This window comes from Chitinivorax sp. B, assembly GCF_005503445.1.
Taxonomy (GTDB): Bacteria; Pseudomonadota; Gammaproteobacteria; order Burkholderiales; family SCOH01; genus Chitinivorax.
Map to the genome: position 1 here is coordinate 16454 of NZ_SCOH01000039.1, position 23594 is coordinate 40047.

General features: G+C 52.9%; 21 protein-coding genes. 12 read left to right on the forward strand and 9 right to left on the reverse strand.

Annotated features, from left to right (window positions below):
- Nucleotides 1–38: 38 nt before the first annotated feature.
- From FFS57_RS19505 to FFS57_RS19530, 6 genes are all read right to left on the reverse strand, one after another.
- Nucleotides 39–1064, reverse strand: a complete 1026-nt coding sequence (locus tag FFS57_RS19505; RefSeq protein WP_137939495.1) for a CobW family GTP-binding protein — start codon at nucleotides 1062–1064, stop codon at nucleotides 39–41.
- Nucleotides 1065–1326: 262 nt separating this feature from the next.
- Nucleotides 1327–2073 carry an SDR family oxidoreductase gene (locus FFS57_RS19510; RefSeq protein WP_137939496.1) on the reverse strand — a complete coding sequence of 249 codons (747 nt, stop codon included), beginning with the start codon at nucleotides 2071–2073 and terminating at the stop codon, nucleotides 1327–1329.
- A 135-nt stretch (nucleotides 2074–2208) separates the two neighbouring features.
- Complete coding sequence (locus FFS57_RS19515; protein WP_137939497.1) at nucleotides 2209–2967, reverse strand: SDR family oxidoreductase; 759 nt, start codon at nucleotides 2965–2967, stop codon at nucleotides 2209–2211.
- A 137-nt stretch (nucleotides 2968–3104) separates the two neighbouring features.
- Nucleotides 3105–3653, reverse strand: a complete 549-nt coding sequence (locus tag FFS57_RS19520; RefSeq protein ID WP_137939498.1) for a GNAT family N-acetyltransferase — start codon at nucleotides 3651–3653, stop codon at nucleotides 3105–3107.
- On the reverse strand, nucleotides 3644–3838 hold the full coding sequence (locus tag FFS57_RS19525) for a YbdD/YjiX family protein (protein ID WP_137939499.1): 195 nt from the start codon (nucleotides 3836–3838) through the stop codon (nucleotides 3644–3646). The genes FFS57_RS19520 and FFS57_RS19525 overlap by 10 nt, the downstream gene beginning before the upstream one ends.
- 3 nt (nucleotides 3839–3841) lie before the next feature.
- Entirely contained in the window at nucleotides 3842–5902 is a 2061-nt protein-coding gene (locus tag FFS57_RS19530; protein WP_137939500.1) for a carbon starvation CstA family protein, read from the reverse strand.
- 247 nt (nucleotides 5903–6149) lie between these two features.
- Between FFS57_RS19530 and FFS57_RS19535 the strand changes: the two genes are divergently transcribed.
- Nucleotides 6150–7505, forward strand: a complete 1356-nt coding sequence (locus FFS57_RS19535; RefSeq protein ID WP_137939501.1) for a cache domain-containing protein — start codon at nucleotides 6150–6152, stop codon at nucleotides 7503–7505.
- Nucleotides 7502–8149: a response regulator gene (locus FFS57_RS19540; RefSeq protein ID WP_137939502.1), complete on the forward strand. Its 648-nt coding sequence runs from the start codon at nucleotides 7502–7504 to the stop codon at nucleotides 8147–8149. Before FFS57_RS19535 ends, FFS57_RS19540 begins: the two co-directional genes overlap by 4 nt.
- Nucleotides 8150–8168: 19 nt before the next feature.
- On the opposite strand, the gene FFS57_RS19545 is transcribed toward FFS57_RS19540, so the two are convergent.
- A complete protein-coding gene (locus FFS57_RS19545) occupies nucleotides 8169–9488 on the reverse strand; it encodes a deoxyguanosinetriphosphate triphosphohydrolase (protein WP_137939503.1) in 1320 nt (439 codons plus the stop codon).
- Nucleotides 9489–9840: 352 nt separating this feature from the next.
- Between FFS57_RS19545 and FFS57_RS19550 the strand changes: the two genes are divergently transcribed.
- The 10 genes from FFS57_RS19550 (at nucleotide 9841) to rfaE2 (ending at nucleotide 18624) form a co-directional block, all read left to right on the forward strand.
- Entirely contained in the window at nucleotides 9841–10173 is a 333-nt protein-coding gene (locus FFS57_RS19550; RefSeq protein ID WP_137939504.1) for a hypothetical protein, read from the forward strand.
- Between the two features lie 103 nt (nucleotides 10174–10276).
- Nucleotides 10277–11665, forward strand: coding sequence for an MATE family efflux transporter (locus FFS57_RS19555; protein ID WP_137939505.1), 1389 nt, complete (start codon nucleotides 10277–10279; stop codon nucleotides 11663–11665).
- 62 nt (nucleotides 11666–11727) lie between these two features.
- Nucleotides 11728–12747, forward strand: a complete 1020-nt coding sequence (gene murB, locus FFS57_RS19560; RefSeq protein ID WP_137939522.1) for a UDP-N-acetylmuramate dehydrogenase — start codon at nucleotides 11728–11730, stop codon at nucleotides 12745–12747.
- Between the two features lie 138 nt (nucleotides 12748–12885).
- Complete coding sequence (locus FFS57_RS19565) at nucleotides 12886–13686, forward strand: transporter substrate-binding domain-containing protein (RefSeq protein WP_137939506.1); 801 nt, start codon at nucleotides 12886–12888, stop codon at nucleotides 13684–13686.
- 188 nt (nucleotides 13687–13874) lie between these two features.
- Nucleotides 13875–15224 carry a polynucleotide adenylyltransferase PcnB gene (gene pcnB, locus FFS57_RS19570; protein WP_137939507.1) on the forward strand — a complete coding sequence of 450 codons (1350 nt, stop codon included), beginning with the start codon at nucleotides 13875–13877 and terminating at the stop codon, nucleotides 15222–15224.
- A gap of 8 nt (nucleotides 15225–15232) precedes the next feature.
- Complete coding sequence (gene folK, locus FFS57_RS19575; RefSeq protein ID WP_137939508.1) at nucleotides 15233–15712, forward strand: 2-amino-4-hydroxy-6-hydroxymethyldihydropteridine diphosphokinase; 480 nt, start codon at nucleotides 15233–15235, stop codon at nucleotides 15710–15712.
- Between the two features lies 1 nt (nucleotide 15713).
- Nucleotides 15714–16352, forward strand: a complete 639-nt coding sequence (locus FFS57_RS19580; RefSeq protein WP_137939509.1) for a deoxynucleoside kinase — start codon at nucleotides 15714–15716, stop codon at nucleotides 16350–16352.
- A 103-nt stretch (nucleotides 16353–16455) separates the two neighbouring features.
- The gene (panB, locus tag FFS57_RS19585; RefSeq protein ID WP_137939510.1) at nucleotides 16456–17247 is read left to right on the forward strand and encodes a 3-methyl-2-oxobutanoate hydroxymethyltransferase; all 792 of its coding nucleotides are present in this window, start codon (nucleotides 16456–16458) and stop codon (nucleotides 17245–17247) included.
- A gap of 3 nt (nucleotides 17248–17250) precedes the next feature.
- A complete protein-coding gene (gene panC, locus FFS57_RS19590) occupies nucleotides 17251–18081 on the forward strand; it encodes a pantoate--beta-alanine ligase (protein ID WP_137939511.1) in 831 nt (276 codons plus the stop codon).
- A gap of 45 nt (nucleotides 18082–18126) precedes the next feature.
- Nucleotides 18127–18624 carry a D-glycero-beta-D-manno-heptose 1-phosphate adenylyltransferase gene (rfaE2, locus tag FFS57_RS19595; protein ID WP_137939512.1) on the forward strand — a complete coding sequence of 166 codons (498 nt, stop codon included), beginning with the start codon at nucleotides 18127–18129 and terminating at the stop codon, nucleotides 18622–18624.
- 234 nt (nucleotides 18625–18858) lie between these two features.
- Here rfaE2 and FFS57_RS19600 read toward each other — a convergent pair whose 3' ends face one another.
- Together FFS57_RS19600 and recQ are read right to left on the reverse strand one after the other, a co-directional pair.
- The gene (locus FFS57_RS19600) at nucleotides 18859–21363 is read right to left on the reverse strand and encodes a TonB-dependent receptor (protein WP_171014084.1); all 2505 of its coding nucleotides are present in this window, start codon (nucleotides 21361–21363) and stop codon (nucleotides 18859–18861) included.
- 334 nt (nucleotides 21364–21697) lie between these two features.
- Nucleotides 21698–23506 carry a DNA helicase RecQ gene (recQ, locus tag FFS57_RS19605; RefSeq protein ID WP_137939514.1) on the reverse strand — a complete coding sequence of 603 codons (1809 nt, stop codon included), beginning with the start codon at nucleotides 23504–23506 and terminating at the stop codon, nucleotides 21698–21700.
- Nucleotides 23507–23594: the final 88 nt, after the last annotated feature.

Here is a 23594-nt window from a genome sequence, read left to right on the forward strand (position 1 = left end):
TCGGCAGGGTTGCCCAAGGCAGGCAGATCAGTTGAAACTCATGCAAGCGCAATACACGCAGCAAACCCGTTTTGCAGTCCTGTTACCGGTAATGCACGGCCAATCAGGATGATATCGGTACGTGGAATCTGCTCACCCCATTCACGGCCATAGTCGAACCCTGCAATTTGATGTACGCCCTGAAAGACCAATCGACGTGGTTCACCGGCAATGGCAATGACTCCTTTGTGTCTCAGCAGATCGTCCCCATGGGTTTCCATCAGTGCTGTCATGAAGGCGCTGATGCGTTGCATATCGACCGGGCCATCATGGCTTAGATGCAGCGCAATGATGTCGTCGTTGAAGGATTTTGTAATAGGCTGGAATGCAGCCTGTTTGTTTGCCTGGCCAGGGGTATAGAGGCGGGATGGAATCGGTACAGGTTTGTCGAGCAGGTCTTCATCCAGATGGAACCCGCGAACGTTGAATAGCATATCCAATGCAACGGCACCGTGATCCAGCCTGTATTGCGGGGCATTCAGATTCATGCGTGCCAAACGCTCACACAATTCATCCACTGCTTCGGCGTTGACCAGATCAGTTTTGGAGAGCAGCAATCGGTCTGCAAAGCCGACCTGCTTGCGTACTACGGCGTGTTCGTCCAACTGCTTGGGGCCATGCAGGCTGTCAACCACGGTAATGACGGCATCCAGTACATAAGCTGCGGCCAGTTCTTGTGCCGCGAAAAAAGTTTGAGCAATAGGGGAGGGGTCGGCCAGACCTGTGGTTTCAATGACGACCCGATCAAACTTCAATTCGCCTGCCAAGCGACGTTCATGCAACGAGCGTAGGTGATGCGCCAGATCGCCACGAATGGTGCAGCATAGGCAGCCGTTGGTCATTTCCACTACTTCACTGGCTTCCTGGATCAACAACTGGCTATCGATGTTGACCGGGCCGAATTCGTTTTCGATTACCGCTATTTGAAAGCCATGGTTCGCGCGCAGGATATGGTTGAGCAAGGTTGTTTTGCCTGCGCCAAGAAAGCCGGTGAGCAGAGTGACGGGGATCGGGGAGGTGGTCATGCGTTCTCGCTGTCTGGTTTGGTGAAACGCCCATTGTCAGGTGGGTAGATAGGTGGTTGATGGTGAATCAATGCCCGATTCTTGTGGTTTGGCTGTTACTGGCGAGGTCGAGCTAGTGTAGTGTCTCACATGGAATGAGACAAAAAAATGCGTCCATCACGCCGACGCTTCGTCGCGAAATCCATCACTTTTGTCAGTCGCAATCTACGTGAAACACCACACTGGCCAACACGGTAATCCCCGCGAAGCCACTTCGCGGCGCTTAACGGCCGCCAGCAACATCAATGAATGCACCCGTGGTGAACGAGGCTTTGTCTGACAGCAGCCATAAAATGGCTTCCGCCACTTCATGAGGAGTGCCACCACGCTTCATTGGCACGCCATGCTTGACCCGCTCGATCCGGTTCGGTTCCCCGCCACTGGTGTGCATGTCGGTGTCGATGAAGCCTGGGCGCACGGCATTGACGCGAATGCCTTCCTCGGCGACTTCACGCGCCAGACCCAGCGTCATGGTATCCAGCGCACCCTTGGAGGCCGCATAGTCAATGTATTCGCCAGGGGAGCCCAGCCGTGCCGCCGCCGACGATACATTCACGATGGCGCCGCCTTGTCCGCCATGACGGGTAGACATTCGTTTGACTGCTGCTTTGGCACACAGAAACGGGCCAATGACATTGGTCGACATAATGCGCTGCAATCGTGCTGCATCCATGTTTCCCAGGCGCATTTGCTGCTCCAGGATGCCGGCATTGTTCACCAGTGCTGTGATTCGTCCAAGCCTTGTATCCAGCGTATTGAACAGCCGGGTGACGTCCTCTTCAATGGCGACATCGGCCTGCAATGCAATGGCATGTCCACCCTGCTGGCAAATGGTGTCGACGACTGACGCAGCTGCGGCTGCATCATGTCGGTAATTGACGCAGATCTTGTAGCCATACAGGGCCGCCAGTTTGGCTGTGGCGGCGCCGATGCCACGGCTGGCGCCAGTCACCAACAACACCTGTTCCATGGTGCATTCTCCTTACCTGGGCTATGTTGCCATCAGCTTACCAGAGCACACCGATTGACTGCGACCGGGTAGGTCACCAACGACAAGACACCAGTACCTATCCGCACTGGTGTCTTGTTACCTTACTGGGCCGACTTACCGTGCCAGAAAGCCACCGTTGATGAAGATGGACTGGGCGGTGATCCAGTGGCCCTCCGGCGATACCAGTAGCTTGGCTAGCGGTACCAGATCTTTTACCTCACCCAACTGACCGGTTACGCTGGCGGCTTTCAGGTACGCTACCGATTCGGGTGTTTCAGCCGGGTAGAAGAACGATGTGTTCATCGGCCCGGGGCACATGGTGTTGACCGTGATGCCACGATGGCCGATTTCTTTGGCCAGCGCACGAGTAAAGGCTTCCAGCGGTGCCTTGCTGCCCGCATAGGCGGCATAGTAACCAGTCGTTGCCCCCAGCAATGTGGTACCCAGATTCAGGATGCGACCATTGTCGCGCAGGCGTTTGGCAGCTTCCTGCATGCAGAAGAAGGCGGCTTTGGTATTCAGGTTGAAGATTTGGTCGTATTCCACTTCGTTGATCTCCACGTAGGCCTTCTTCAATACTTGGCCAGCGGTATTGATCAGGATATCGAGGTGACCAAAACGAGCTTCGACTGCATCAAACAATTGACGTACTTCGGCAACCTTGGTGACATCGGCCTGAAACAAGGCTGCATCACTTCCGGCTGTGCGAATGGCGGCAGCCGTTTCTTCCGCTCCGGTCTGGGACGACGGGCTGTGGTAATGTACCGCCACTGCTGCACCTTCTTGCCCCAACATTTCTGCAAATGCGCGCCCCATATTGCGGGATGCGCCAACAACCAATGCCACTTTACCTTTGAACGTTTGCTGAGCCATGACAATCACCTCATCTTGAACTGTTGATCTATCCGCCATACGGCGAGGACGTGAGGCACAGTGTATTGGTCGAGCTTGTCGCGATAAATTGGCTGAAGCTGATAACACTGATCAGATTTCGTGACTAATCCGCTTGACTAGGTCTGGCTGGTGTCAACCGTGATCGATACCAATTTACACATGGCAACACGGTGATATAGGCCCAATTGTGTTTCACGCGCCAGCCTGGCTCGCATGGCCCGGCTGCATAGGTCTGTCGGGGTGATGTGAACGCCCCGTTTCAGATAAAACGGGGCGTTCCACGGCACGTGTTGAAACGTGGTAAGGGTGATGGCAGCATGTTGTTGGCTAGCTGCAGCTGAGATGGCTGCATTCAGCAAGGCCGTTCCCAAGCCCTGTTTGCCCTGATCTGGCAACACACTCATTTCGCCAATGTGTAGGCCATCATCGGTCACTTCCGCAAATAGAAATCCAGCCAACAGGCTATCTACACAGGCGACCCAAAGCAGGTCTTGGCGATGTGCAGTCTGCAACATGGCAAGTGGTGTCGCTTGGCTGCGTATGGAGGCGGGCAGGTCTGCTGGAGTAAAGCGCAGCGCAGCAGCCTGTTCGACGACAGGCAGCTGCGCCAGCTCCGCGTGCACAGCAGGTCGAATGATCAGGCGAGATGCATCGGTTAACAGCATTTGCCTACTTTGCCACCGTAGCGGGCTTCCTGTCTTTCACGAAAGAAAGCCTCGTAGCTCATCGGTTCCTGCTCAGGGTGAGTGGTCCGCATGTGTTGTACATAGGCGTCGTAATCGGGCAGCCCCACCATCAGATTGGCAGCCTGCCCTAAATACTTGCCCAGTTTTCCAAGCTGGTCGAACATCGGTCAGGCCTTGGCTGGGGATGCCGGCAAGGGCAGTTCGCGTGCAGTGGGGTGTGACACGCGATAAGCCTGCCAGCACGCTCTTGCGCCGAAGAACAAAATGCTGATCACCAGCAGCATGAATCCGCCAGCCAGTGTGGCATCCAGATAATCGTTGAAGACGACCTGTTGCATTTGGGTCAGGCTTTTGGCAGGGGCCAGTACCTCGCCCTTGGCGATGGCTGTTTCATACCTGTGGGCGTGAGCCAGGAAGCCTACTTTGGGATTATCCGAAAACACTTTCAACCAGCCTGCTGTCAACGTGCAGATCAGCAGCCAAATGGTCGGGATGATGGTGACCCAGGCATAGCGTTCACGCTTCAACTTGAACAGTACGACCGTTGCCAGGACCAAGGCGATACCGGCCAGCATCTGATTGGCAATGCCGAATAGTGGCCAGAGCGTATTGATGCCGCCAAGCGGATCAACCACCCCCTGATACAGGAAATAACCCCATGCGGCGACACACAAGCCGGTGGCGGTCAGGCTGGCAACCCATGAATCGGTACGTTTCATGGATGGCATGAAAGCGCCCATCAGATCTTGCAGCATGAAACGCCCAGCCCGAGTGCCGGCATCGACTGCAGTCAGAATGAACAGTGCCTCGAACAGGATGGCAAAGTGATACCAGAAGGCTTTCATGCTATCGCCGCCAAACACGCTGGACAGAATCTGTGCCATACCGACCGCTAAAGTCGGTGCGCCGCCAGCACGCGAGATGATCGAATGCTCGCCCAAGTCCTTGGCCGTCTGGTTGATCATTTCCGGTGTGATCAGAAAACCGAAGTTGGAAACGGCCGTTGCTGCACTTTCGGCGGTTTTGCCAATGACAGCGGCCGGGCTGTTCATCACAAAGTAAACACCTGGGTCGATGACCGACGCGGCAATCAGCGCCATGATGGCAACAAAGCTTTCCATCAACATGCCACCATAACCGATAAACGGCATGTGGGTTTCGTTTTCGATCAGCTTGGGGGTGGTGCCGGACGAAATCAGTGCATGAAAGCCTGAAACGGCGCCACAGGCAATGGTGATGAACAGGAATGGGAACAGATTACCAGCCCAGACTGGCCCGGTTCCATCGATGAACTTGGTCAGTGCTGGCATCTTCATTTCAGGCGCGACAATCAAGATGCCGATTGCCAGCCCGACAATAGTACCGATTTTCAGAAAAGTAGACAGGTAATCGCGGGGAGCCAGCAGTAGCCACACTGGCATGACGGAGGCGATAAATCCGTAGCCGATCAGCATCCAGGTCAATTGCACACCGGTAAAGGTGAAAGCAGGGCCCCATACTGCATCGGCCGCAACCAGCCCGCCACCCCAGATTGCCAGCATCAACATAACAAAACCAATGACAGAGACTTCACCGATACGGCCCGGGCGCAAATAGCGGCTGTAAACCCCCATGAACAACGCAATCGGGATGGTTGCCGCAACGGTAAATGCACCCCAGGGGCTTTCTGCGAGGGCTTTCACCACAATCAACGCCAATACAGCCAGAATGATCACCATGATCATGAACGTACCAAACAGCGCAATCACACCGGGGACGTGACCGATTTCCGACTTGATCAGATCGCCCAGCGAGCGGCCATCACGACGCGTGGAGATGAACAGCACCATGAAATCCTGTACGGCTCCGGCCAATACCACGCCCGCCAGAATCCACAGCATGCCTGGCAGATAGCCCAGCTGCGCTGCCAGCACGGGCCCTACCAATGGGCCTGCACCGGCAATTGCCGCAAAGTGATGGCCGAACAGCACATGTTTGTTGGTCGGCACATAATCCAGGCCGTCATTGTGACGTACGGCAGGTGTCGCACGGTTGGCATCCAGCTTCATCACCTTGTTGGCGATGAACAAGCCATAGTAACGATATGCAATCAGGTAAACCGATACGGCAGCAACGACAATCCATAAGGCGTTGATGGATTCACCGCGGTGCAGGGCCACGGTACCCAGTGCAAAAGCGCCAATGGCACCGATTGCACCGAACGCCACATGCTGGGCGATGGGGGGCATAGTCTGTCTCCAAATATTGCAGGCCGGCTACATGGGCCGACGTTGTGTCAGGGAAAGGGAGCAGGAACCCAGCTGAGGATATGCGGACGGACTAGGGTAAATACTGGGTTCAGAGCTTGGGCTCTACTATTCTCCTTTTAGAGCATATTAAAAATTCGCAGTACTACTTGTGATGGGTAGGTAGTACTACCAATCAGGCCCAAATGCTGACTTGACAACGACTTGCGCACATGAGATTTACCCGCTGATGAATTTAAAACACAAGATTGTCGCGCTGACCATCCTGCCATTGCTGCTGGCTTTGGGAGCGATCGCCTTATTGGTCTGGCAGCGTGCGGAGCGGGTGGCGGAACAGCAGGCGCAACTGATTGAAGAAACCTTCCTGGCATCCAAGCGGGCTGAACTGAAACATTATGTGGGTCTTGCGCTCAGTTCCATCGAGCCATACTACCAATCCGGTCGTAACGATCGTAACGCGCAGGACCAGGCCAAGGCGGTATTGCGTTCACTGAGCTATGGCAATGACGGCTATTTTTTCGTCTACGATTTGGCTGGCAACAACCTGGTCCATCCTCGTCAACCTAGTCTGGTTGGACGCAATCTCTGGAATTTGACGGATCAGCAGGGGCGGCATGTGATTCGTTCGCTGGTGGATGCCGCGCGACGCGGTGATGGTTATCAACGCTATGGTTGGGAAAAACCATCCACTCACCAGATGACGGAAAAGTTGGGTTATGTAGTGCTGTTGGAACGTTGGGGCTGGGTCGTGGGTACCGGCATCTATCTGGATGATGTGGAACATGCGATGGCCGAGGCACGTGAACGTGCGGCGGACAACGTCCAGAAAACCCTGTTTGGTCTTGGTGCGGTCGCGTTGGTGGCCGTATTGATCGTATTTGGTGCTGGTTTGGCCCTGAATGTCAGCGAGCAACGGCTGGCCGATGACAAACTCAAAGCCTTGGCGCAGCGGATTGTCACCTTGCAGGAAGAAGAACGCGCCCGCGTCGCGCGTGATTTACATGACGGTATTTCACAGGTACTGGTGTCGACCAAGTTTCAGTTTGAGCTGGCGCAGTACAAGGTAGAACATGGCGGGATCGGTGCGGTGGAGGACCTGCATAAGGGTATCGAAGGCCTGTCTGATGCCATTGGCGAGGTGCGCCGCATCTCACACGATCTGCGTTCCTCCATTCTGGATACACTGGGCTTGTCCGCAGCGATCGCGCAATTGGCCAATGAATTCGAGTTACGCAACTGGGTGGCGGTCAATTTCAACAACAAATTGGCGGACTTCGTCGTCCCGGATCACGAAGCCATTGCGTTGTTCCGCATTGCTCAGGAAGCCCTGACCAATACCGAGCGCCATGCCGAGGCCAGCGAGGTGCAGATCGAACTGTCCCGCGAGCCCACCCTGGTTCGTCTGGCCATCACCGATAATGGCGGTGGTTTCGATACCAGCCACATTGATCGCGGGGGGGGCATTGGCTTGCGCAATATCCGAGAACGGGTCGAACATCTGGGCGGCCAGTTCCAACTTTCTTCTGTTCCCGGCCGCACCCGCCTTGAGGTGTGCCTGCCGCTATCCAACGAGGCAACAACATGACACGAATTCTTTCCGCTATCAAACCTCGCGTCCGGCTGATGCTGGTTGACGATCACCCGTTGGTACGGGATGGCCTGCGAGCCCGTCTGGCTGCCGTGCCACAGTTCGAATTGGTGGGTGAAGCTGGCGGCGGTGCTGAGGCGCTCAATCTGGCGGCAATCCATAAACCGGATCTGATGTTGGTCGACATCAGCATGAAAGATATGAACGGTATCCGCCTGACTGAGTTGTTACGCGAACGTTGCCCTAATGTGAAGGTGTTGATCCTTAGCATGTATGACAACCACGAATATGTGACTAGTGCCATGCGCGCCGGTGCAAAAGGCTATGTGCTGAAGGACGCCGGCTCACAGGAGATCATTGCCGCCATTGATGCGGTCGCTGCGGGTGGCAGCTACTACAGCGCGACGGTTGCCAGCGCCCTGGTCGCCCCGAAGCCCGCCAGCGATTCATTGACGGATCGTGAGCGTGAAGTGCTGATGCTGTTGGCGCAAGGCCTCTCCAACAAAGCTGTTGCCCAGCAGCTCGACATTAGCGTCCGTACTGCCGAAGCTCATCGACTGAGCCTGCGCCGCAAGTTGGGTATCGATACGGCAGCTGGACTGGTGAAATACGCCATGGCACAAGGGTGGATCAAAGACTAAGTAGTTTTTATTCAATTGCTTATTGCGTCAATCCGCCGACTTGCCGGGCCAGGTAGCCAGCGTAGTTGTCAGTCATGCCGCCGATGAAGTCCAGTACCCGCATATAGGCCAGATAAAGCGGCCAATCACGCTCCGGCACGTTGTGCTCCATCAGATCCAACGTGCGTTTGGCGCGGAAAGATAAGGTGCCACTGGTTTTCTGCTGATAGACAGCAGTCAGGAAGGTTTCCAGCAATACATCCAGTGTGGTGTAGGCACCGACCTCAATCTCGACCTTTTGTCGAGTATTGAAGATCTTGGTTCGTGCCAAATGCTTGGCTTCGTTAAGGCTGTCTATCACATGGGCAGGACAGGTGGCCAGTAGATCGTGCTCAATTTCACCAGCCATCAGACTGTCATGGTGTCGAGCAAAGCTGAGTGCGGCTGCGTTGACCAGGCGCTGGATGGCTTGACCACGTAACAGCGAAATCTTGCGCCGGGTGGTAGGGGCCTCAGCCAGTTCTTCGTGTAGCTCCGTGCTGTCGCCGATCATTTGAACCAGAATGGGCTCAACTTGTTCATAACCCAGCACGCCAATTTCGATACCGTCTTCCAAGTCCAGTATGGCGTAGCAGATGTCGTCGGCAGCTTCCATCAGATAAGACAGTGGATGACGAGCCCATCGCTGATGCCCTATTTCAATCAGTCCCAGTTGTTCTGCGATGCAGCTTAATAACGGGAGTTCAGCTTGGTAACAGGAGAACTTCTCTCTATCGCCGGCGTGCTCCACGGTCCATGGGTATTTCAATAAGGCGCCCAATGTGGCATAGGTCAATCGAAGGCCGCCAGCAAAACGGTGGTTTTCCAATTGGGTGACTACGCGAAAGCCATGGGCATTGCCCTCGAAGGTTTGCAGATCTTTGCGTTCCAGTTCAGACAGTGGTGCGAGGAGAGCTCGGTTCTGCTCTTGACAGAACCAGTCGCGAATCGCATATTCCCCGGCATGGCCGAATGGTGGGTTACCAATATCGTGCGCCAAGCAAGCTGCCTGAACAATGGCTCCGATGTCTGTCGGTGCGATACCAGCAGGCATTTTCTTTGCCAGATGATGTCCTGCCATGACCCCGAGACTGCGGCCAACGGCAGCTACTTCAATGGAATGGGTGAGGCGGGTGTGCACATGATCGTTTTCCGACATCGGATGCACCTGTGTTTTCCGGCCAAGCCGCCGAAAGGCACTGGAAAAGACAATTCGATCATGGTCTTTATGAAAGTCCGAGCGGGCGGCATCTTGCCCGGTAGGTTTGTTGTTGCCCAGTCGCTCTGCTGAAAGCAGTTTGGGCCAAGTCATTGTCGTCATGATTGATTCACAGTTTGGCGGGTGATCAGGGCCCACTTGACAGGTTGGGCGGATGGTTTTACATTGCGGCCTATTCGCGCCAATTTGAACACAGCTTGCGGGCGCACTACAAATACAGCTAAAGCGTGGTGAAGAAACGGATTCTAGATTTCCCAAACCCGCTTTGCAGAATGCAAGCGGGTTTTTTGCTTTTGCCGGTTCATCGCTTGTTCAACTGGGCTGTGGCAGGCTATATTCCGTTTTCGCGCCGATTTAACGGACAACTTGCGGGGCGCATCCGAAATACCGCTAAAGCGTCGCCGGCGGAACTTATCTCAAGGCGCGCGATCCATGCTCGCAACAGGAGATCAACATGTTTGATTGTTATCTGGACGAAACCAGCCTTTCCAACACTCGACATGAGCGTATTGGCACACCGGCGATTGCCGATGTTGGTTTGCCACCCCGTGGCCATCCGCATAGCCGGATTGAGATTGCATTTCATCCCGGTACCGTGGCAGGCTCACGTCAACAGATTTTGGCGCAGATCGCCAAATTGGTAGCCGAACCCGTCGAATTCAGTGCCGGCCGTTACGGTGTACGTGCCATCACATTTGAACAGGCTTTGCAGATCAATCGCTTGGTGGGAGATTGGGCGCTGGTGAGCGCATCCCTTGTCGCTGAGCACCCGGGCCGATTGGCCTGATGCCCGAATAATGGGCGCGCAAAAACACTGATTGTCTTCCCGACCGAAACTTTGCCAAACTAAAAGCGGCTTCGGCCGCTTTTTTATTTTTTGTTGTGACTTTATGCCTAGTCGTACACCTGTTGATACTCCCATTCCCGGTTTTGCTGTCGAAAGCCGTTCAATTCTCAAGCTGGCCGGGCCCATCATCATTGCCCAGTTGGCGCAAACTGCCATGGCTTTCGTTGATACGGTCATGGCCGGTCGCGTCTCTGCCGCTGATTTGGCTGGCGTGTCACTTGGCGCCAGTATCTGGATTACCATTGTCCTCGCATTCACCGGGATATTGCTGGCCGTTAGCCCGATGATCGCTCAGGCCTATGGTGGCAAGCGATATCAGGAAATCGGCGGCATCATGCGTCAGGGAATGTGGCTGGCTGTTGCTTTGGGCCTGATCGCCATCGCATTGTTGAAATTTGGTGCGCCCGCCGTGTTGGAGCTGGCGAAGGCTGCGCCCGATGTGGCCGAGAAAGCCACCGGATTCATGGAAGGGGTGGCGGTTGGCATGCCGGCTTTTCTACTCTACAAGGTATTCAATGCGTACACTGCCAGCGTGTCCCGTACCAAGCCGATCATGGTGATCAGCTTGCTGGCACTGGCATTGAATGTGCCCGCCAATTATGTGCTGATCTATGGTCATTTTGGATTGCCTGCCATGGGGGGCGCTGGGTGTGGTTGGGCAAGTGCCCTGGTCAACTGGTTTTCATTGATTGCACTGATTGCCTATACCAGTCGACAGCGGTTCTATCAGCAGTTTGAGTTATGGCGTCAGTTCGAATGGCCACGTTGGTCAGATCAGAAACGTTTGCTGCGGTTGGGGTTGCCAATCGGTTTGACCTATCTGGCCGAGGTCAGTGCATTTACCATCGTGGCGCTGATGTTGGCCCGGTTGGGTGCCACCGTGGTGGCATCTCATCAGATCACGCTCAACTTCTCGGCACAAACCTATATGCTGCCATTTGGCATTTCATCTGCCTTGACCGTCCGGGTTGGGCAGCATGTCGGTGCGGGGCAGTATCGCCTTGCAGCCCATACCTGCAAGGTTGGCATGCAATTGGTAATGTTGATTGCGCTGGCCACGGCAATGCTGATTCTGCTCGGCGCGGGCCATATTGCTGCCATGTATACACCGGATAAGGCCGTGCAGGCCATGGCCGTGACCTTGTTGATGTTTGCTGCTGCATATCAGATACCCGATGCAGTCCAAGTCAGTGCGACCGGTGCATTGCGTGGTTACAAGGTAACGACGTTGCCAATGGTGATCCAAGTGGTGGCATTCTGGATTGTGGGCATATTCGGCGGTTACATGTTGGGCTTGCAGGGCGTGTCCTTCGTGAATAACGGACAGCCGATGGGGGCGCCTGGGTTCTGGACAGCACTGGTGCTGTCACTGACGGTTGCCGCTGCGCCATTGTTAGCCTATCTGGTTCATATTGCACGCCGTTTTCGTTGAAATGGCTGTTGAAATGTTGGGGCTACCTGATCGGTGCGCCCAATTCGGAGTGTGTCGTGAGTCTGCCTGAGTTCCAATCCAACATATCGTTAAAGTCGTTCAACACCTTTGGCGTTGATGTGCCTGCCCGTTTTTTTGTGCAAGTTCACTCGTTGGTTGAATTGCAGGCAGTGCTGGCCGATACCGACATGAAGGAAAAGCCCAGACTGGTGCTAGGTGGCGGCAGCAATATCCTGCTGACGCGCCCGTTTGATGGCTTGGTCATCAAGCTGTCCTTACATGGTCGCGACTGTGTCGCGGAGGATGCCGATGCCGTCTATGTCAAAGGAATGGCTGGTGAGAACTGGCATGACTTTGTTCAATGGACGATTGCGCAAGGCTGGGCCGGCCTGGAAAACTTGTCATTGATCCCCGGTACCGTGGGGGCTAGTCCTATCCAGAATGTCGGTGCCTACGGGGTGGAGATGAAAGACCTGTTCCATCAACTGACGGCGCTGGATACGCAAACAGGGCGGCTTTGTACGCTGGCGAAGGCAGAATGCCAGTTTGGATACCGCGATAGCGTATTCAAGCATGGTGAGGTCGGCCGCTATATCATTGTCGATGTGACTTTTCGCCTCCCTAAAGTCCCAACCTGGCATACTGGTTATGGTGAGGTACAGGCCGAACTGATTGCAGGTGGCGTGACCGAGCTCAATGCTCAGTCGATCTCACAAGCAATCTGCGATATCCGCCGCCGTAAGTTGCCAGATCCCACAGAGTTGGGTAATGCAGGTAGCTTCTTCAAGAACCCGATCGTGGCGCAGACGCAGGCCGATGTGTTGAAGGCTGCCAATCCGACCATGCCAGTCTATCCACAAGCAGAAGGCAAGGCGAAGCTGGCCGCTGGTTGGTTGATTGATCAATGTGGCTGGAAAGGGTTCAATGCAGGGGCTGCAGGGGTATATGCCAAGCAGGCATTGGTCTTGGTCAATCACGGTGGTGCGACAGGACCAGAGATATATAGTTTGGCCAAGCAGATACAGCAGTCTGTCATGCAGCGATTTGGGGTTGAGATAGAGCCGGAGCCTTTGATCTTGTAAGAAAAATTTCTTGAATTGGGTGCACTGTCTATAGTGAAGATATTAGGGGATGTGACTATAGTTAAATATTCATATATTATGATATTTGACTCGTGCCCCGCGCCGTGGGGCAGGTTGATACCTATAGAGAGGGGCATCATGTTCAAAACAATATTCCTGGCGGCGGCGCTATTCACTGCAACCATACCGGCGATGGCTGACGATCTGGATGACATCCAGAAGAAAGGCGAATTGGTGGTAGGTGTAAAGGATTCGCTACCACCCTTTGGCGTATTGGATCCAAAGACGCGTACGGTATCGGGCTATGATGTGGATTTTGCCGCAGCCATTGCCAAGCGATTGAATGTGAAGTTGTTGGCCAAGCCGGTGGATTCTGCTGATCGTATTACTTGGCTGAAAGACAAAAAGGTGGACATGGTGATTGCCACCTTTACCAAAAATGCTGAACGTGAGGCTCAGGTTGATTTCAGCTATGGCTACTTCGTAACGGGGCAGAAATTCCTGACCAAGGCTGGTCGCATGAAGGATCTGGCAGATATTGAAACGGCTGCGATTGGCACGGTCAAAGGTTCAACATCGGAAAAGCAGGTTCGTAAGGCGTTGCCAAACGCAAATATCATGCTGTTCGAAGATTATCCTGAAGCGGTCAAAGCGCTGTCTGATGGCCGATTGGAGGCTGTTACCACCGATGAGCCGATCCTGGCAGGGCTGCTCAATAAAATGGCCAACAGGAAGCAGTATGAGATTCCGAACGTGCCTATTTCACTGGAGACCTATGGGGTTGCCGTACGGAAAGGTGAAAAGCGTTTGCTGAAAATGGTGAATGATGCATTGCTGGATATGGAAAAAACGGGTGAGGCCAGCAAAATCTTCGAACGCTGGTTTGGTCACAATACCCCAAACCCAATGCCGCGCATTTTTGTGATTCGTGGCGGCTAAGCTGCCGTGATACATTGACATGTCAGATCAGAAAGGTCGCTTGATTCAAGCGGCCTTTTTACTTTGTCGGGGTGGTACGTTGGCCTGGTTGACCGCAATTGGCTGGTGATGATCCCGCTTGCTAGTGCTACAACCATGTATAATTGCGCCATTTTTCGCGAATAGTTCGCTATATAACAAATTCCTCAATGATTCAGAAACTTATCCAGCGCGTATTTGGCAGGCGCAAAGCCGGCAAAGGGCAGCGTGCGGTTGTCATCCCTTATAAGCAACATGGTGTGGGTCGCGAGCACATTGCGGCTTCGGCACTGAAAGTCACCGACAAGTTGCAGGAAGCGGGCTATCAGGCTTATGTCGTTGGTGGCGCAGTGCGCGACTTGCTGCTCGGCCAGTTGCCAAAAGATTTTGATATTGCGACTAGCGCGACGCCAGAGCAGGTTCATGCGTTGTTCCGTCGGTCCCGCATCATCGGACGTCGCTTCAAGATAGTGCACGTGACCTTTGGACGCGATGAAGTGATTGAAGTCACGACTTTCCGTGGTGATTCGGATGAAGGGCAGGTGGTGGATGCAACAGGTCGAATTTTGCATGACAACGTCTGGGGCAATCAGGAACAGGACGCTCGCCGCCGTGATTTCACAGCCAACGCACTTTATTACAATCCCACCACTCAGGAAGTCATTGACTACCACCGTGGGGTAGAGGACATCAAGGCACGCCGTTTGGTAATGATTGGCGATCCGGCATTGCGTTACCGCGAAGATCCGGTGCGGATGTTGCGTGCAGTGCGGCTATCGGCGAAGTTGGGTTTGATCATTGATGCAGCCACAAGTCAGCCGATCGCTACCATGGCAGCCTTGCTGAAGAACGTGCCCGCTGCGCGTCTGTTTGATGAGATGCTGAAATTGCTGTTTTCCGGCCATTCACGTCAGTGTTTGAAGCAGCTTCGAGATCAAGGCTTGCATCATGGATTCTTCCCATTGCTGGATGTCATCATGGAGCAGCCATTGGGGGAGCGGTTTGTCCAACTGGCGCTCGACAATACTGATCAACGTATCCAAGCAGATAAACCAGTATCGGTAGGATTCTTGTTTGCGTCTTTGCTTTGGCATGAAGTGTTGGCCTGTTGGAAAAACCGCGAAGCGGCAGGGGAGTTGCCGATACCAGCCCTGTTTGCGGCCATGGATGAGGTATTGGCTGTGCAAGAAGAGAAGTTGGCGATTCCACGCCGTTATAGTGTCACCATGAAAGAAATCTGGGCTCTACAACCACGCTTTGAACAACGTGCAGGTAAGCGCCCATTCCGTTTGCTGGAGAATCCACGTTTCCGTGCGGGCTATGACTTTCTGCATTTGCGCGCTGAAAGCGGCGAGGTTGAGATGGAACTGGCCAACTGGTGGACGCGCTTTCAGGTAGTGGAGAATGCCGAGCGCGAGCGCATGTTGATCAAAGATGAGGCCCAACCTGCCAAGAAGCGGCGTCGGCGTCGGCGCAAACCAGGCGCAAAACCAGGAGAAAGAGTAGGAGAGGTCGATTGAGTGGTTGTATGGCATGTATCGCGCTGGGGGCTAATCTAGCACAACCAGCCGAGCAAGTGCGGGACGCCGCACGTAGATTGGGCGCGTTACCTGATACCAGATTATTGCGTTTGTCCCCCCTTTACCGAAGCGCACCAGTCGGTTATGTTGATCAACCGGATTTCGTCAATGCCGTTGCGTTGATCGAAACCAGTTTGTTGCCGCAGGCGTTGCTGCAAGCCCTGCAAGCATTGGAACAGCAATTTGGCCGTGAACGCTCCTTTCGCAATGCACCGCGTACGTTGGATCTGGACATCCTGCTCTACGGTGATCAGTGTATTGATGAGCTGCAATTGAAAGTGCCGCATCCTCGTATGCATGAACGTGCTTTTGTGTTGTTGCCGTTATTGGATGTATTGCCGGACTGCCGGATTCCTGGTGTTGGTCCGGCAACAGCGTTTCTTCCCGCATGTGCGGATCAGGCCATCGAGCGCATGAACGAGGAATAAAATGGATCTGGCCCAGTGTCGCTATATTGTGGTTGAAGGGATCATTGGTGCGGGTAAAAGTAGTCTCGCCAAGCAATTGGCGTCACATCTTCACGCCTTACCGATGCTGGAGTCACCCGAATCCAATTCTTTCCTGGCCAAGTTCTACCAAGATCCATCCCGCTACGCTCTGCAAACCCAGCTGTCTTTTCTGTTGCAACGCACCGAACAATTGACACCACTGCAGCAACTGGATTTGTTTTCTGCCCAGGTTGTGGCTGATTTCATGCTGGGGAAGGAACTGATCTTCGCCGAGTTGAATTTAAGCGAAGAAGAATGGCGGTTATATCGTTCGATATATCAGCTCTATGGTCCGAAAGCGCCTAAACCAGACTTGGTCATTTACTTGCAGTTGCCGGTCCCGGTGGCGTTGCAGCGTATTCAGCAGCGTGCACGAAGCTATGAAACAGGAATTGAAGAGCACTATCTCAAACAACTGTCAGAACGCTACAGCCGGTTTTTTCATAGCTATGATGATTCACCATTGCTGATTGTGAATGCAGCACAGTTGAATCTGGTTGATGACGAGGGCGACTTTGAGTTACTTTTGCAGTGCATCAAACAGATGCGTGGCAGACGGGAATTCTTTAACCGGGCATAACATGCCTGATCCTTTGAATATATAGCTTGCAAGACCAGCTGACCAAAACCGGTATGCTGGACGATACTAATAAATTCGAGCAAGCGCTAGATGGAAGTAAACAATGCGGACCACGATTAGCACCTTGCAGAAAATGGCGGATGAAGGCCAGAAAATAGCCATGTTGACCTGTTATGACGCAAGCTTTGCGGCCTTGATGGACGAAGCAGGCGTTGACGTGTTGCTGGTTGGTGATTCGCTCGGTATGGTGATTCAAGGTGCTGATAGCACCTTACCGGTCTTGCTGGAAGACATGATCTATCACACCCGTTGCGTTGCCAAAACCGCAAGGAAGTCGTTGGTTCTGGCTGATCTGCCCTTTGGTGCATATCAGGAAAGCCCGGCACAGGCCTTCCGTAGTGCCGCAAAATTGATGCAGGTCGGTGCAAACATGGTCAAGCTGGAAGGTGGCGCCACTATGGTGGAAGCCACCCGGTTTCTGGTCAAACATGGTATCCCAGTCTGTGGGCATATTGGCCTGACGCCGCAATCCGTCAATCAGCTTGGTGGGTACAAGGTACAAGGCAAATCTGAATCGCAAGCAATGCAATTGCAAGCCGATGCGTTGGCACTTCAGGATGCAGGAGCATCACTGGTGTTGATGGAGGCTATGCCTGCAAGCTTGGCCAAAGCAATTACCGAATCACTGTCGGTGCCTACCATAGGTATCGGCGCTGGAGTCGACTGCGACGGCCAAGTATTGGTATTGCATGATATGCTCGATATTTATCCAGGCAAGAAGGCGCGCTTCGTCAAGAATTTCATGCATGGCGCCACATCAGTACGTGGCGCGTTGGAATCTTATGTCAAAGCCGTTAAAGCCAAATCTTTCCCTGCAGAAGAGCACAGTTTCTAAGCCATGAAAGTCCTGCATACCATTGCGGAACTCCGCGAGTTCCGGAAACAAGCTGGTCGAGTCATATTTGTGCCGACCATGGGTAACCTGCATGAAGGTCACTTGTCATTGATTCATCTGGCGCAGCAGCATGGTGATTCGGTGATTGTCAGTATCTTTGTCAACCGGTTGCAGTTTGGTATTGGCGAAGATTTCGAGCGCTATCCACGCACCTTGGCGCAAGATTGTGCCAAGCTGGAGACTGTTGGGACTGCCGCAGTCTTTGCCCCTGCAGAGGATGAACTCTATCCCCATCCGCAACAGTACTGTATTGAGCCGCCAGCCATTGCAGATGAGCTGTGCGGAAAGTTTCGTCCTGGTCATTTCCGTGGTGTGACGACGGTCGTTTCCAAGCTGTTCAATATTGTGCAGCCAGATGTGGCGATTTTTGGCAAGAAAGATTACCAGCAGTATTTTGTGTTACGGGATATGGTGCTGGATCTCAATATGCCAATCGACATCATCGGCGCCGAAACTGGCCGTGCTGAGGACGGCTTGGCATTGAGTTCACGCAATGCCTATCTGACACCAACGGAGCGGGCCGAGGCACCACGCATCTATCGTCATCTCAGCCAATTGCACGATGCCATTTCGGGTGGTGCCCGTGATTTTGAACCACGCTGTGCTTTGGTCGCCAATGATCTGACACAACATGGCTGGAAGGTGGACTACGTGGAGGTTCGTGATGCGCATACCTTGGGTATGCCGACACTTCAGTCGACTCGTCTGGTTGCGCTGATCGCTGCCAAATTGGGTAATACGCGCTTGATCGATAATATCGAAATCGAGCTTTAATCAGCATTGATCAATAGGCCGATATGATGTCGGCTGCCATATCCAATGACCCAAATTGCGCCTGAATTTGAACAGAAAATGACGACAATTGCCGACCTGTCGGCACGAGTTGCACTATTACCCCGTCCTCTGGTGTTTACCAATGGTTGCTTCGACATTCTGCATCGCGGCCATGTCACCTACCTGGCGCAAGCTCGTGCGCTGGGTGCGGCCATGGTAGTAGGTGTGAATACCGATGCTTCGGTCAAACGTCTGGGGAAGGGTGATGATCGCCCCATCAACTGCACCGAGGATCGCATGGCGGTCTTGGCTTCACTGGCATGTGTCGATCTGGTAGTGGCTTTTGACGAAGATACGCCTTTACAGCTGATCCTGGCTGCAAAGCCTGACATTCTAGTCAAAGGTGGGGATTGGTCAGTCGACAAGATCGTGGGGGCTGCGGAGGTGCGGGCATGGGGCGGGAGTGTGCATTCGATTCCCTTCCTGTTCGAGCGTTCGACAACATCCACATTGAACAAGATTCGTCAGACGACACCGGGTTAATGTCAGTTCTATGTGGGAATGGGGCACAGATATCGCATGTGTACTGCCTTGATGCTCGATTGTGGTCAAGTATCATACATTGTCGCCTGCGCAGGTAATGGCATAACTGAGTCAACAAATTGTTAGTCCTTAAAGTGGCCCGTTCCGATTGAACGGGCCATTTGCTTATCAAGGAAAAACGGCTACCACTGGAATGGTAGCCGATCAAAGAGAGTGACAAGCTTAACTGCAGGATTACTTGAACTTATAGTTCACTGTGCCATAGACATAACGGCCACGGCCATCGTGTGCAGAACGATTGAAACCGTAGTTGGCATCGTTACCGTAAGTGATGAAGGGTGGCTGACGATCGAACATGTTCTTGATGCCTAGTGTGAACTTGGTGTTCTTTAAACCGCTATAGGTGCCTTGCAGATCGAATGTACTGAACGATGCAATTTGACGAGTATCGTTTGTTACACGGTCTCGATCACCTTCATCCAGAAAACGTCCAACATAATTCCATCCTAATGTTCCTCCGAACGCACCGGCATCAAGTGAAATACTCATGTTATTGTGCCATTTTGGATCGCCATACAGGCCTACCGTTTCTAGCATTGGATCATCAGCCAACTTTGCCGATTCATGCTTATGCTTATAGGTCGCAGAATCCTGGATAGTAAAAGTACCGACGCCATCAACTTTGAAACGATAGCGTACGTCGATGTCTACACCCTTGAGCAACGAACTACTAATATTCAGGAATGGTGTACGTACATAATCGATTTCTCCAGGATCTCCAGGTGCGGCGCCAGGGCGACGCACAATTAAATCTGGGTATTGTGCGGCATGATCTAGCACATACTGTTCTTCAACGCTACCGACGACATTTTTCTGACTGATTTTCCAGAAGTCGACACCGATCGATAATGATTGGAGTGGCTCTACCATGAACCCTAATGAATAGTTGCGTGAGGTTTCTGGTTTAAGCTTTGGGTTGCCGGACGTTCTGCTTTCAATCTGAATTTCTGCGCATGAGCCTGTGGCGTCACAGCGAGGGGTATCAACTACGCGTTGGTAGCCAATTTGTGTACCGAGGTAGAGTTGGCTCATTGATGGCGCACGGAATGCTTCGCTGACAGAGCCGCGAAACATGACCGACTTCAATGGTTGAAAACGGAACGCATATTTGCGAGATGTCTTTGATCCGGAGTCGCTGTAACTATCGCGGCGTACTGCTGTTTGCAGTTCAAGCATCTGATGGACAGGAAGGTTTGCTTCGATATAGACAGACTTGGTGGTTCTCTCGCCATCAGATCCGGCGCCACCACTACCTTCAATCTTTCCTGCAGCTGAAACCGCATCTCGTGCATTGTAGGTAGTTTCACGGCGATATTCAGCACCGCCAGCCAAGCCGAGCCCACCACCTGGGAGGGCAATGATATCGGATGAACTCAATTTCAAATCAGCGAACTTGATGACAGAGTTGCCGGTTTCGGTTGTGGTAGCCTTAACTGTATCCCAAGTTGCAGCATCATTGTTGCCAAATGGATTCAACCTACCGTCCTGAAGTGCTGCGGCAAGTAGATCTTTGTGCAGGTAATTTTTCCCAATACGCTCGGAGTTGGACTTGGTTACACCGATTGCAGTGTCATAGTCAACGTTGAACAATGTACCTTTCAGACCAGTCAACAAACGACTTGCTCTGGTTTTGGTGGTTGTTTCGCGATTACCTGCCTCAATGGAACGCCAGCGAATGGAAGCCTTTCTCTGGAATGGATTGTTGGGGTTATTTGCCTCAATTGCGTAGTTAGCTCCGGAGATCGGTGTAGGTGCGCTAATACTTAATGCCTCATTCTGGCTATACCCCATTTCAGTAAACCAACGTAATTGATCATTCAGGTCAACATTGAGTAGCGCAAACAGGTTTTGGCGGCTGGTCGGCGGTGTGTTGTCCAGCACGGGCATGAAATCATACGAACAATAACGGTCTTTTCCCGCAGGTTGAACATTGCCTGCAGGGCAGCTAGACATGGGTTGCCAACCACGGCCGTCATTCAGATTGTAAGAGCCAGGCGCGCCTGTGGGGCTGCGAAGATCACGACCACCCAATTCGCGTTTGTCTGCACTGGCAGAAAACGAACGGTCACGGCTAGCAATACGGTCAGTTCGTTGGACATCAATAGAGAACAGGAAATTGTACTTGTCTTCGTCCAGATCACCAGTTCCTGCCGTCAGGTTGTAATTCTGTTGTTGACCATCACCTTTGGTGGTCTGGCCGTAATTAAGTTTGGCTTCCAGCCCCTTATAAGATTTGCGGGTAATGATGTTGACTACACCTGCAATTGCATCGGAGCCGTAGATAGCGGATGCGCCGTCTTTCAGCACTTGAACCTGTTCAACCGCAGACATCGGCAAGGAGTTGATGTCAACGAAATTGATGGTCCCACTTAATGCCAAACCATAGTTGGCAACACGGCGGCCGTTTAATAGAACGAGGGTGTTTTGTTCCCCCAGACCACGCAAGCTGATACCGGCGGCACCTGCAGCAAAACCTGATGAGCCGGCTGTTTCATTGGTACTGGATACATTGGAAGACAGTGTTTGCACCAATTCAGAAATACTTTGAGCACCGGTTCTCTCAATATCCGCACGTTTGAACACGGTTACTGAGGTTGGGCCTTCTTTATTGATGCGTTTGATATTGGAGCCGACGACTTCGATCCGCTCGGCTTTTTTGGGTGTTTCTTCTGCTGCCAATACAGTGGGGACGAGAATTGCACTTGTGGCCCCGATCAGGCCAATTTGATATACCAGCTGTTTGATGCGCATTGCGCTCAATCTCCCTCATTCACTTGATTTTTTTGCGGCAGGTAGGCCTGCTCTGTGGGGCGAGGTCCTTGCCACGTCCGCATTCGTTTACTGCACTCATGCTTGGTTGTATATGCATGGAGGCAGTGGGCAAGTGTAAAGGAAATGCGAAGGGAGAAGAGTGAACTACGTTAAATTGCAAAATTATGTAAAACAATTTGTTGTTAGTTGGAATGTCTCATCATGTTACAGATTAAAACGGCAATAAAATTGTGCAAAAACGTTATAGAGCATGGATCTTGTGATGTCTTTGCAAGACTGCCAGAAAGTCGGTGCCATATTTTTCCAGCTTCATATCACCTATTCCAGAAATCGCATGCAATGCTTCCAGACTTTGTGGGCGTTTTTCCAACATGTGTTTCAAGGTGGCATCACCAAAAATGACGTAAGCAGGTACGTTTTGCTCTTCAGCCAGATGCTTACGGCATTGGCGCAATGCAGCCCATAGCTCGCGTTCTTCATCGGTATCAAGGGTAACAGTAGCCGTTTTGCTGCCAGCACTGATGATTTGCTTGTCATCGCTGACACGACGCAGCTGCAAGGTTTGTTCACCACGTAATACGGCCCTGCATGCGTCCAGCAAATGCAGCCCCCCATGTTCACTGACCCCTACCATGGCGGTGGCGACTAATTGCCGTAGTGTGGAACGCCATTGCGCTTCGCTGACATCTTTACCGATGCCGAAAGTGGATAGGTGTTGGTGGCCGCATTCCCGCATTTTTGCGGTTTCGCGACCGAGCAGGATATCGATGACGTGGCCAGCCCCATAACGTTGACCGCTTCGATAGATGGTCGATAGGGCTTTGCGTACGGCTGTTGTAGCATCCCAGGTTTGCGGGGGATTCAGACAGAGATCACAGTTTCCACAGGGTGTGGCATCTTCGCTGAAGTAGTGCAGTAATACCTGTCGACGGCAACTGGGGGCCTCGCAATAGCCCAACATAGCATCCAGCTTTTGCCGTTCAATACGTTTGATTTCATCTGGCGTACCGGATTGTTCGATCATTTCCCGTAGCAGGATGACGTCCTGTAAGCCATAGGTCATCCAGGCACTGGCGGGTAAGCCATCGCGCCCGGCGCGGCCAGTTTCTTGGTAATAGCCTTCAAGGCTTTTGGGTAGATTCAGATGTGCCACGAAGCGAACATCGGGTTTGTCGATTCCCATTCCGAAGGCAACGGTGGCAACGATGACCATGTTGTCTTCGCGGAGAAACCGGGTCTGATGTGCCTGGCGTGTGCTGGCATCAAGTCCAGCATGGTAGGGCAGTGCGCGGATGCCTTGTTCTTGCAACCACTTGGCAGTTTCCTCAACCTTCTTGCGTGACAGACAGTAGACGATTCCGGCATCACCAGGGTGGGCGTTACGCAGAAAGTAAAGCAGCTGCTTGCGTGGGTTGTCTTTTTCTACCACCGCATAGCGGATATTGGGCCGATCGAAACTGGATAGAAAGACCTTGGCTTCCTGCAGCGCCAGCCGGTCGACAATTTCCAAGCGGGTCAGGTGATCGGCTGTTGCTGTCAGTGCAATTCGTGGAATGTCAGGGAAGTTTTCATGTAATACCGACAGCTGGATGTACTCCGGCCGGAAATCATGCCCCCACTGGGAAACACAATGCGCTTCATCAATGGCAAATATGGCAATCTGACTACGCCGGAGCAAGCTTTGAAAACGCGGGGTCAATAGGCGTTCTGGTGCGACATAGAGCAGGTCAAGTTCACCATTGAGCAAACGCTGCTCAATGGCATTGGCTTCCTGTAAGTCCAGCGTGGAGTTCAGGAAAGCTGCGCGTACGCCGAGTTGGGTCAATGCATCGACCTGATCCTGCATCAGTGCGATCAGGGGGGAAACCACGATACCGCAACCTGGACGTAACAAGGCTGGAATCTGATAACACAATGATTTGCCACCACCTGTCGGCATCAATACCAATGCATCACCATTTGCTGCAACATGTTCGACGATGTCTGCCTGTTGGCCGCGAAAGGCGGGGTAACCAAAGGTATGCTGAAGGATACTGAGAGCGGTGGGCATGGTGTAAGTCGGTGTGGCAATGAACCTGGGATTATACCCTTTACCTGTAGTACGGCAGGGGTGGCTTGATACCACCCTTGTAGACTAG